General features: G+C 44.1%; 6 protein-coding genes and 1 rRNA gene. 6 read left to right on the plus strand and 1 reads right to left on the minus strand.

All coding sequences use genetic code 11. From position 1 onward, the window contains the following. The first annotated feature begins 7 nt into the window (after positions 1–7). Positions 8–116, plus strand: a 5S ribosomal RNA gene (rrf, locus tag B5G10_RS12180). Between the two features lie 670 nt (positions 117–786). On the opposite strand, the gene B5G10_RS12185 is transcribed toward rrf, so the two are convergent. Beyond that, a complete protein-coding gene (locus tag B5G10_RS12185) occupies positions 787–2,004 on the minus strand; it encodes a restriction endonuclease (RefSeq protein ID WP_087425003.1) in 1,218 nt (405 codons plus the stop codon). Positions 2,005–2,907: 903 nt separating this feature from the next. Between B5G10_RS12185 and B5G10_RS12190 the strand changes: the two genes are divergently transcribed. The 5 genes from B5G10_RS12190 to B5G10_RS12210 all read left to right on the plus strand — a co-directional run bounded on the left by B5G10_RS12190 (position 2,908) and on the right by B5G10_RS12210 (position 11,828). After that, positions 2,908–4,077 carry a DUF1343 domain-containing protein gene (locus B5G10_RS12190; RefSeq protein WP_087425004.1) on the plus strand — a complete coding sequence of 390 codons (1,170 nt, stop codon included), beginning with the start codon at positions 2,908–2,910 and terminating at the stop codon, positions 4,075–4,077. Positions 4,078–4,112: 35 nt separating this feature from the next. Then, on the plus strand, positions 4,113–5,567 hold the full coding sequence (locus B5G10_RS12195; RefSeq protein ID WP_087425005.1) for a sodium:solute symporter: 1,455 nt from the start codon (positions 4,113–4,115) through the stop codon (positions 5,565–5,567). 4 nt (positions 5,568–5,571) lie between these two features. Further along, positions 5,572–8,058, plus strand: a complete 2,487-nt coding sequence (locus tag B5G10_RS12200; RefSeq protein ID WP_087425006.1) for a glycoside hydrolase family 9 protein — start codon at positions 5,572–5,574, stop codon at positions 8,056–8,058. Between the two features lie 280 nt (positions 8,059–8,338). Further along, entirely contained in the window at positions 8,339–10,216 is a 1,878-nt protein-coding gene (locus B5G10_RS12205) for an AIPR family protein (protein ID WP_087425007.1), read from the plus strand. 10 nt (positions 10,217–10,226) lie between these two features. Beyond that, complete coding sequence (locus B5G10_RS12210; protein ID WP_087425008.1) at positions 10,227–11,828, plus strand: DEAD/DEAH box helicase; 1,602 nt, start codon at positions 10,227–10,229, stop codon at positions 11,826–11,828. Positions 11,829–11,939: the final 111 nt, after the last annotated feature.

Here is an 11,939-nt window from a genome sequence, read left to right on the forward strand (position 1 = left end):
GAGATATTAAGGCGGTTATAGCACGGGGGATCCACCTCTTTCCATTCCGAACAGAGAAGTTAAGCCCCGTCACGCCGATGGTACTGCGCAAGTGGGAGAGTAGGTAGCCGCCACCTTAAGAAGGAGAGCCGGAAGGAAGTCGAGAAGAAGACAACCCTCCGGCTCTTTTTTTATGCCTATACCCCATCTTCCATCCCAACCGCGATGAGATATCCCGGAATACCCGTCTCAGTCATCCCGCACTCCGATGCGGGATCCAGGAAATATCGGCAGGATAAATACCATAGCCTCCAGTGCCTGGAGACCCGACAAGTCATCCCGCGCCTTGACGCGGGATCCAGGAAATATCGGCAAAGGGAACGAACATAGTTGTTCATTCTTCTCAACAGCGAGAAGAACGAACCAAGAAGCGCCGCCGCTGTTATCGGGCCGAGTCGGTCGCGGGCGGCGCCATCGTCGGGGGCTGCGGAACTCGCTGTGAGCTCAGACAATCCTCGCCCCGTTCCCTCCTCCGGCTTGCCCTCTCCCGGCCCGATAAAGGCGGGGTTTACGGCTTACCATTATGTTCGGGGTGTAAAGCTCCATCCTCCCCGGGCTGGACCCCGCATCACGGTGGGGGACACGAATAGGTTATACTGCGCCCAGTAATACCGTATTTTGACGTGAGATATCGTCTTATTTGACTGAGGCTTTTTAACTTTATTAGCGATTCTTGGATAGCGATAAAAGGGTGTCTTTGTACAATAAAGGGGATATCTCTTTCAAATGTTTGCAACTTGCAAACATTTAATTAAATGAATGCTTCATAGCTCTGCGGAACCCTTTACTCTCAGCCTCTTCAACGGAATAAGCATAAAATTCGCCTTTATTTTTTATTTGAGCATTATCATATTGTTGATCAAATGGGAGATGATATATTTTGTGGCCATTATTTATGTTGCATTTTATACGAGGAAATTCTACAAAATCTTGAACTAGTATTTTTATTTGAAGCATTTTTGCAAAATTTTTCGCCATTTCAGAAAGCCTTGTAAAAGATGGTATCATTAGGATTGGTATAATTTCGACGCCATCGCTAATAATACTTTTATTTTCTATCTTATAAGCTATTGTTGTCCCATATAATTGCATTAAAACGCTTTCAGGTATTGGTAAATCTTTATTCCAACATTTACATTGTATTATAAATATCTTACCTTTTGTATCATAATCACCAAAAATGCTATTGTCAAATTTCGTTGCTATTAAGTCTCTACCTAGATCTCCATATTTTTTTTCGATCCCATTCATTTCTACATTAAATCCTTTTTCTCTCAATGAATGGGCACATGACATTTCGTAGTCTCTACCAATAGCCCAATTAGATTTTTTCCTTTTTTGTATATATCGGTTTAGTGCTAATTGATTCCTTTGTTGAATTGTTAATGTATTCCATTCTGCATCACTTAGAAAATCTTTGCTTTTATCTCTATTGTCTTGAAAATCTGAGTATGATATATATTCGGATATTTTTAGAAGCTCATAATCATTATTTAAATATTCATTTATTTCCGGGAACAGTTTAATTATATACAATAATTTATATTCATACTCTTTGTATATTGACATTTTTTCTTTAAAGGATTCTCTTAGTTGTCTCAACTTTTCTGCTGAGCTTATTGCTGGGTGCGGTTTATATCTTAAATAATTTTCATCTTTTTCATATAAATAAGTCAAAAGGTCAGCAGCCATCTCAGCCACATATTTAAATGGAGTCCCCGATTTTATTAAAGATTTTATAATTTCCTCTCTCTTGTTTAGAGCTGTTAGCTTTAAGTTATAATCAGATATTATTTTTTGAATTTTTTTATTGCAACTATCCTCTAATTGTTTCGTTTTCTTATCATAATCGCATCTAATGTCTTTGAGCCTTATTTTGTAAATATAATATAGTATTAAGCAGAATGTTAATGATAATGCGATTGGTATTACGGTTGTGAATAATATTCCCTTTGCATATGCCATTTTAATAAATAAAACGAAATGGCAAAGAGAAATATAATTGCGTAAATATAAAGTGGTAGACGAAATATGTGGAAAATTATGTTTTCATCAGAGTATTTACTATTACGTTTCCCCATTTTAATTCTCTATTTAAAATTTATGATATATCTAGTATTTATCAGGTAATTTCTTATAATAAGGTTTTTCGCTATTATTCTTTCAACAAGATACTTTTCATATTTTTTTGATAGGGCATCAATAAAAAAATATGAGTTATTTTATCTCCTATTTGTAAATAAGAAGAGTGTTCCTCTTTATATTGTTATTTGCTTAAATTCCTAAATTCCGCTTTTTCAGTGATATTCTTTATTCTCATTAACTGAGGTATAATATTTGTTCTTGCATTCTTCAAACAAAATCCTAAGTTTTTGGTTTGTTACTTAGCTTTTTTATTTTCATGTGGGTATAAAATCTCCATATAACTTTTATTTTGAGGTTGCTATATAATATGTCAAAGATAATAAAAAAATAAAATTGCTATATACGAATTCTTATGAATTTGAAATAATCTCATCTTGATTTACTTCGATTTTTTCAACAATACTTTTTGAGTGTGGTTAGTATAACTTTTTTCTAGCACCTGCGTCTTTGCGGGTGCTAGAAATACCCGCAAAGACGATACCTAGCTCCCGTGTCTGGAGACCCAACAGGTCATACCGCGCTGCGACGCGGGATCCAGGAATACCTGCAAAGGAAATACTCACGACACTTGAATAGGTTCAGACGTGGGCACAATAGGGTAATAGGACTTTCTGTATAGTTGATAAAATCTATTAAATATATTTATTGCGGTTGTCTTATCCTGAAAATATGTTTACATTTACAAATAAAATGTGAATAATCTTTTATAAGAGGATAGATACCATGAGAAAGACTCTCTTATTTCTATTGCTGTTGGGTTGTGCCCTGGCTGTGTGCCGGGCCGAAGATGCCCGTGTGGTTGTGGGCGCCGAGCGCACAAGTGAGTATTACCCGGCTTTGAAAGGGAAGCGGGTGGCTGTTTTTTCGAATCACACGGGGATGGTGGGAGACCGCCATCTGGTAGATATGCTAGTGGCCGACGGCATGAATGTGGTGACGATATTCTCGCCGGAACATGGTTTTCGTGGTGATGCCGATGCGGGCGAACATGTGGCGGGGTCGGTCGATTCCAAGACGGGTATTAAGATAAGTTCGCTGTATGACGGAAAGTCGGGTCGCCCTTCGGACGAGTCGATGCACTCGTTTGATGTGCTGTTGGTCGATATCCAGGATGTGGGATTGCGCTATTATACCTATTATATTTCGATGGTGAAGCTGATGGATGCTTGTGCCGAGTTTGGTCGCCGGGTGATTGTGCTCGACCGTCCCAACCCGAACGGCCACTATATCGATGGCCCTATTCTCGACATGAAGTACAAGTCGGGGGTGGGGTGGTTGCCTATCCCGGTGGTGCATGGATTGACGTTGGGTGAGTTGGCCCGCATGGTGAATGGCGAGCATTGGCTGCCCGAGAATCGGGTGTGCGACCTCACGGTGGTGCCGTGCCTGAACTATACGCACCAGACGCACTATGTGCTGCCTGTGGCTCCGTCGCCCAACTTGCCGAATATGCGGGCGGTTTATCTATATCCCTCGACTTGCTATTTCGAGGCTACGCCGGTGAGTCTGGGACGGGGGACCGAGTGGCCTTTCCAGGTGTATGGTCACCCCAACATGAAGGGCTATGATTTCTCCTTTACCCCGCGCAGCGTACCGGGGGCCAAGAATCCGCCGCAACTGAACAAGCGGTGCTATGGGGTCGATTTGACGAGCCTCACCGACGAGGAGATTTGGGCCAAGGGTATCAATCTCGAGTATGTAATCGATGCTTACCGTAACCTGAATATGGGTGATCAGTTTTTTCGCTCCTTCTTCGAGAAGCTGATTGGGGTGGACTATGTGCGCCGGATGATCGAGGAGGGCAAGTCGGCCGACGAAATCAAGGCGATGTGGCGTGGCGACGTGGAGAAGTTCAGGAAGCAACGCCGTCCCTATCTGTTGTATGAAGAGTAATTCAAGAAACACACTTAATTAAATAGCAGAAGAATATGACACCCGTAGTTGTCTTAATCACCATTTTTGCATATTTCATTGTTTTGTTCAGCATCTCGTATGTGGTGGGTCACCGGGCCGACAACCAAGGATTTTTTGTGGGTAACCGCAAGTCGCCTTGGTATGTGGTGGCCTTTGCCATGATTGGCTCCATGATTTCGGGGGTAACCTTTATCTCGGTGCCCGGGATGGTGGCTGCCAGCGGTTTTTCATACTTGCAGATGGTGCTGGGTTTTATCGTGGGGCAGCTGCTCATTGCCTATGTGCTGGTGCCGCTCTTCTATCGCATGAATCTGGTTTCGATCTATGAGTATCTCGAGAATCGGTTTGGCCTCTCGTCGTACCGTACGGGGGCCTGGTTTTTCTTTATTTCCAAGATGTTGGGGGCTGCCGTGCGCCTCTTCCTGGTGTGTGTGGTGTTGCAGATGCTGGTCTTCGCGCCGCTGCATCTGCCCTTTATCTTGAATGTGATTTTCACCGTGGGGCTGGTGTGGCTCTACACCTTCAGGGGTGGGGTGAAGTCGCTCATCTGGACCGATACGCTCAAGACGGTTTGCCTTATTGTTTCGGTAATACTTTGTATCTATTATATTGCTGCCGATATGCACCTCGACCTGGGTGGCTTGTGGCAGACAATACGTGGCTCGGAGATGTCGCAGATGTTCTACTTCGACGATGTGAACGACAAGCGCTACTTCTTCAAGCAGTTCCTGGCCGGTGTCTTCACGATGATTGCCATGAACGGTCTCGACCAGGATATGATGCAGCGTAACCTGAGTTGCAAAAATTCCAAGGATTCGCAGAAAAACATGATTACGAGCGGCATCGCACAGTTTTTTGTCAATGCCCTCTTCCTGATGCTGGGTGTGCTGCTCTATGTCTATGCCGCTACCGAGGGTATTGCCGTGCCACAGAAGAGCGACGAACTCTTCCCGCAGATAGCGACGCAAGGCTACTTCCCGCTGGTTGTGGGTATCCTGTTTGTGGTGGGGCTCATCTCGTCGGCCTATTCGGCTGCCGGGTCGGCCTTGACGGCGCTCACCACTTCGTTTACGGTCGATATCCTGGGTGTGAAGGGGAAGAGCGAGGAGCAGGTGGTGCATCTGCGCAAACGGGTACATATAGGTATGGCCGTAGTGATGGGCGTAGTGATATTTGTCTTTAACCTGTTGAACAACACGAGCGTAATCGATGCCGTCTATACGTTGGCCAGCTATACCTATGGGCCTATTTTGGGATTGTTTGCCTTCGGCATTTTTGTGAAGGCCCCGGTGAAAGACCGCTACATCCCGCTGGTGGCTATCTTGTCGCCGGTACTCTGTTTCATTTTGGATCGCAATTCGCAAGCCTGGTTCGGGGGATATTCGTTCAGTTACGAATTGCTCATCATGAATGCCCTGTTTACTTTCATCGGGTTGTCGTTGCTGATTAAGAAACCGGTAAAAGCATAAAGTCATGAAAAAGATTGTCGGGGTTCTCGTGGCGGGAGTGCTCTCTCTCGGTACGGCCGTCTGGGGCGGCGAGTGGATACGGGTGAACCAGTTGGGATATCTGCCTGCTTCGCCCAAAGTGGCTGTCTATATGAGCGACGAGGCGGTCGATGTCGAGTCGTATGCGCTGGTCGATGACTGTACCGGCGAGGAGGTGATGCGCTTCGATAATCCCCGACCGACAGCCGTGTGGGGCCAAATGCAGCGTACCTATCGGCTCGACTTCAGCGGCTGCAACCGTCCCGGTATCTATCGGTTGCGGGCCGGCAAGACCTTTTCGCCCCGATTTGTTATCGGGCCTCGGGTCTATGACGGAACGGCCGACTTCATCCTGCGTTACATGCGACAGCAACGTTGCGGTTTCAACCCATTCGAACGCGACAGCTGCCACACTCACGATGGCTACATCGTCTATCATCCCATCCGCAGCGGCCAGCACATCGACGTGCGGGGTGGCTGGCACGATGCGAGTGACCAGTTGCAATATGTGACGACCTCGGCCAATGCCACCTATCAGATGATGTTTGCCTATCTGAAGAATCCCGAAGTATATGGCGATGCCTACGATGCCAACGGGTTGCCCGGGGCCAACGGTATCCCCGATATTGTCGATGAAATCAAGTGGGGGCTCGACTGGCTCAACCGCATGAATCCGTCGCGGGGCGAGATGTATAACCAGATTGCCGACGACCGCGACCACAAGGGCTTCAAGCTGCCGTCGCAAGACGATATCGACTATGGTTGGGGCAAAGGGCTGGGACGCCCCGTCTATTACTGTTCGGGCGAGCCCCAGGTGCGGGGCGAGTTTACCAATGCCACCACCGGTGTGGCCAGCACGGCCGGCAAGTATGCCTCGTGTTTCGCTTTGGGAGCCCAAGTTTTGGCCGACTACTATCCCGAGATGGCCGACACGCTGTTGGCCAAAGCCCGCGATGCCTATCGCCACGGGGTGGAACATCCCGGTGTATGCCAGACGGCTTCAGTCGTCTCGCCCTATATCTATGAAGAGTGCAACTGGACCGACGATATGGAGCTGGCGGCCGCCCAACTCTACCTCTCGACGGGCGAATCCTCCTACTTGCAGGCGGCGGTCGAGTATGGACGCTTCGAGCCGGTGACCCCCTGGATGGGGGCCGACAGTGCCCGCCATTATCAATGGTATCCCTTTATCAACCTGGGGCACTATCATTTGGCCGGGGTGGACGACCGGCGGGTGAGCCGGGAGTTTACCCGCAACCTGCGCAGCGGGCTCGAACGGGTGCTTGAACGGGCGCAAGACAATCCCTTTCTCAACGGCGTTCCTGCCATCTGGTGCTCCAATAATCTCACGGCGGCCGTGGCTACCCAGTGCCGGCTCTACCGCGAACTGACCGGCGACGACCGTTATCGCGAGATGGAGGCCTCTCTCATCGACTGGCTCTTTGGCTGTAACCCTTGGGGCACGAGCATGATTACCGAGTTGCCCTTGTGGGGCGACTATCCCGTCGATCCCCACACGCCGCTCATTGCCCTGAAGGTAGGGACAACCGTGGGCGGATTGGTCGATGGCCCGGTGTATGCTTCGATTTTCAACAATCTGCGGGGAGTACGATTGTCGCGCGAGGATCCTTACGTACCCTTCCAGTCGGCCGATGTAGTCTATCACGACGATATGCAAGACTACTCGACCAACGAGCCCACGATGGACGGCACTGCCAGCCTCAGCTACCTGTTGTCGTCGTTGCAGCGCGAAGGTATCGAGACCGCAGGTCCCGACCGCAACGAGTATGCCTGTGGCGGAATTGTGCGCACCGACCGTTCGCAACGGCAAATCTCGCTCGTCTTTACGGCGGCCGACAAGAACGACGGTGCCCAACGCATCCTCGAGACACTGGAGAAGTGTGGCGTGCAAGGTTCGTTTTTCTTCACGGGTGAGTTTTACGAACGTTTCCCCCAGACAGTGCAAGCTCTGCACAAGGCCGGTCACTATGTGGGGGCCCACAGCGACGGCCATCTGCTCTATTGCGCCTGGGAGCGCCGCGACTCTACACTGATAGACCAGTCGCTTTTCGAACAGGATATGCAGGCCGTCTATGGCCGCATGAGTCGGGCCGGTATCGATCCGTCGCAGACGAGAATCTTTATTCCGCCCTACGAATACTACAACGAGACCATCGCCGCCTGGGCACGGGGCATGGGGCTGCGCATCGTCAACTTCACCCCGGGTACCTGGACCAATGCCGACTATACCACCCCCGACATGAAGAATTACCGCAGCAACCGGGCTATCTACAACCGGGTGATGGAGGTCGAGAAGCGCGAGGGGCTCAACGGCCACATCCTGCTTTTCCACCTGGGGACCGACGAGCGTCGCACCGACAAGTTCTACGATCGCTATCTCGAGCGGCTCATCCGCACCTTGCAAAAGAGGGGTTATATCTTTACCACTCTGCCCGAAGCGGTAGGGAAATAATCTCGGATGAGAGAATTTCCTTATGTAGAATTTATTAAAAGGATATGGGCAATTTTTATAATAAAATAACTAACTTTGTGATACTTGTATAAAGATATACAGAAAGAAGACTTCAATTTAGTAAGAAGAGGGGTAGGAAATAATTCTCGGGTTTTATTTGTATTATAATGCACTTATTCTATCGAGTTATTTCTATTCTGAACGCTGAATGGGAATAATACTCTTTTGGATAGGAAAGGGTAGTATATATAATTAGGAATAAAAATTCTATATAAATAGTATGGATATAAAAGAATTTGCAAAAGGACTTGATGAAGAGACATTATTGTATTTGTCCGAGAATGATAATTCTCGCTCTCGTGCTTTTGCGCATAGTTTGGTCGAAAGATTGAAGGAGCAACTCGGTATCGAAAATTACACCAATGCTTATGATTTGGTAAAAAGCATGGATGGAAAGGTATTGGGGGAGATATATGGCTATGCGATAAGTGGCAATGGAGAAGTACTTACTTTGATATATTCGTTATATAATGATCGAGTCTATGATGGGGTTGAGAGTGTGACCAATTCTGATTTTCAAATTGCACCGAATAGACTCCAAGGATATTATTTACAGTGTCTCAATGGTAATGTGGCTGAAAGAATTACGCAAGAAAGCGCACTGTTTGAACTCTCGGAACTGCTTCATGATAAACCGGTAAAACGGGGCCCTGGTAGGCCGAGTTCTCAACCACCCAGTAATCTTGTTACAGTTCGTCTGTTGATTTTCTCAAACTCTTTTATTCAAGAAACTAATGTTAAGAAACAGAGGATTAAAGGACGATCAATACAAACAGAAGTATTTGATATTGCAAGGCTCTATCAGTTGTGTAATACCGAATCTGATCATCAAAATATAGATATTGTGTTTGGCAAGGAGTATGGTGAATATGGTTATAAACTTCCATATATAGAAATGGAGGCACAACAGGTTGGTTACAAGTGTTTCTTGACAATGTTCCCCGGTAAACTGCTTCAAAGTTTATATCAAGAGTATAATACGAATCTTCTGTTGAATAATGTCCGATACTTTTTGGGTTTTAAAGGGAGTGAAAAGAATAATGCCAATATTGGAATTCAGAAAACATTGCGGGAAGAGAAGCATATGTTTTTGGCGTATAATAATGGAATTGTAGCTTTGGCAAATGATGTTGAAACCGTAAGTGAAGGAGAGAGTACAAAAGTAGATACTGAAGATATAAGAAACGATTGCGTTAGCACGGGTGTTATTTCAGCTATTCGTGATTTTCAAATTGTAAATGGAGGTCAAACGACGGCTGCATTATTTAATGCCAAACGTCAGAACACAGGTGAGCCAATTTCGTTGCTGGGAGTTTATGTGCCGGTGAAAATCATTGTGATAAATGAAGATGATGTAAAGAAAAAAGAAGTTGCCGCAAATATCACTAAATATTCAAATTCACAAAGTAAGGTCAAGTATGCTGATTTTTCTACAAGTAATCCCTACAATATGACTATGGAGGATTTGAGTAGGAGAGTAGGTAAAGATGGAGTATATTGGTATTATGAGAGATTGCGGGGGCAGTATGATCAAGAACTTGCCCGAAAGAATTCTAAAGAAGAACAGCACATGTTTAAGTCAATGTTTGATAAAAAAGAGCGTTTCTTTAGAAAAGAATTGTTGGCTAAAGTGTGGAAATGTTATCAGGATACGCCTTATGATGTTGTTAAGGGTGAGGGTACAAATTACGATCTGTTTCTTAAGTATGTGGTTGAGAAGAATATACAACCAGATGAAGAATATTATAAGAAAACCATCGGACTGCTCATTTTGTGGAATTTTATATATAATATGCCCGAGGTAAAAAATAAAGGAAATTGTAGAGCTCCATTAACTGCATATACAATGGCTTATATGCTAAACAATAGAGGAAAAGAGTTTGACTTATTACAACTTTGGGAGAGACAGTCTGTAGATGACAATCTTATTGAGTTTATTTTGAAATTGAGCCGGGCAATGCTGTCTATGCTGAATAAGATTGCAGAAGAATCACAAAGATCGGTACTCTCTTGTAGCAAATCAATAGGTACGTATGATGAGATTAAGAGACGTGGCGTACATTGTGATTACAGTCTGATAGATTATTATTTCCAATAAGAAAAACACGATGAATAAACAACAAATTATTTCTATTATAAAAAAACATCTTTATCAACAGTCTTGTATAGTTGTATTACAAGGTTTTGATTCATCTATTCTTTGGTTGTTGAAAGATGAGTTATTGGATAAAAACATTCTGACCGAAGGCGGATTGATAGACCTTGAAAAGATCAATCCTACAGAGATTATGATGAATGTTATGGCATCTAAATCTCCTTGTATGATGACAATGGAATCGATGATCGCTTTATCTTCATCATTCTCAAGTCTTGATATTTTGAGAAAGCAGTTTTGCCTGTTGAGAAATAATTTGTTGAAGGTGTATGATAATCCGACAACATATGATATTCCAGATTTTGAGTCGGACTCGTTCCAAGAAGTCAAGGATAATGAGATTTATTGTAATTATTATTCATATTGCGTACATAGTGGGAATAAGCAACAGGTTTGTTATATAGAACCTGACTTTTCCCAATCGACATGTATTCGCAAAGTCAATTTTATAGAACCTGAATCTATTGCGAGTGTGAAGAATCAGCCCAAAGATTTGGCATTGCCAGTTTTATCTCTTGATAGTGGTTCTCTCCAGCAATTTATGGAAGCTATATATTTTGATGAACCTCTTGAGTATAATGCTTATGTATTGCCTAAGAATGAGATGCTAAATGAAACTTGTGGCATACTTCTGTCGGCAATAAAGCAGAGTGGAAAATCAATAGAAATATATTGGCAATGTGCTCCGATAGAAACAAAACAAGTGAGAGGAGAATTGGCTGCTACATTAAAGGATATTTGGGGATATGATTCTTTTCGAAACTTGAAAATGTATGAAAATTTAGAAGTCAATAGAAACGTAAAATTGATTTCTCAGGGGGAGATTATCGAAACGGTTGTATCAGAAGCTGAAAAGGCGTTGGGTGGAAAATCGTATAATAATGTTTTATTGACATCGCCGACGGGTGCAGGTAAATCGATATTATTTCAGTTGTCGGCAATATATTTGGCTGAAAAATACCATTTATTAACTATTGTGATTTCGCCACTGATTGCATTGATGGATGATCAGGTTTGTAATTTACATCCAAAGTATTGTAAAGTTGCGGCTCTTAATGGGAATAAGACTGCAAATGAAGCTGCTGAGATTTTGGCAAAGACTCAAAATGGCGACATAAATATTCTATATATGTCGCCAGAGTTAATGCTTTCTTATTCTCTTAATAGTATAATTGGAGATCGGAGAATAGGTCTTGTTGTTGTAGATGAAGCACATACCGTAACTACATGGGGGCGAGATTTTCGGGTGGATTATTGGTTCTTGGGAGACTATTTGCGTACTTCAAAAACATATTTGAAGTATGGATTTCCCATTTTCGCTTTGACTGCAACAGCTGTTTGGGATCCTTCCAGAAAAAACGATATGGTTTTCGAAACAGTAGATTCTCTCAATATGGATTCGAGCATCAAGTATATTGGTGTGGTAAGACGAGATAATATTGTTTTTGACATTGGTCACCCTGAGAAGGTTCCTGATTATGAAAAACAACGGAGAAATAGAACTGTAAACGGAATCATTGACGCGATAAAACACAATAGGAAAAGTATATTTTAACGTGAGTTCGACGAATTGTAAGTGTTTGTAAATTTGGTGATTAGCGAAAATTGTTGTATCTTTATAGTACTGAATTACAAAGAATTACAAACAATAATCGCTATGATCACC

Origin of the sequence: Barnesiella sp. An55 (genome assembly GCF_002161555.1) — a bacterium.
GTDB lineage: Bacteria > Bacteroidota > Bacteroidia > Bacteroidales > Barnesiellaceae > Barnesiella > Barnesiella merdipullorum.

Bases quoted from the DNA above. Each gene is read 5' to 3' on its own strand.
- B5G10_RS12185 (WP_087425003.1), bottom strand. From the start codon at position 2,004: ATGGCATATGCAAAGGGAATATTATTCACAACCGTAATACCAATCGCA.
- B5G10_RS12190 (WP_087425004.1), top strand. From the start codon at position 2,908: ATGAGAAAGACTCTCTTATTTCTATTGCTGTTGGGTTGTGCCCTGGCT.
- B5G10_RS12195 (WP_087425005.1), top strand. From the start codon at position 4,113: ATGACACCCGTAGTTGTCTTAATCACCATTTTTGCATATTTCATTGTT.
- B5G10_RS12200 (WP_087425006.1), top strand. From the start codon at position 5,572: ATGAAAAAGATTGTCGGGGTTCTCGTGGCGGGAGTGCTCTCTCTCGGT.
- B5G10_RS12205 (WP_087425007.1), top strand. From the start codon at position 8,339: ATGGATATAAAAGAATTTGCAAAAGGACTTGATGAAGAGACATTATTG.
- B5G10_RS12210 (WP_087425008.1), top strand. From the start codon at position 10,227: ATGAATAAACAACAAATTATTTCTATTATAAAAAAACATCTTTATCAA.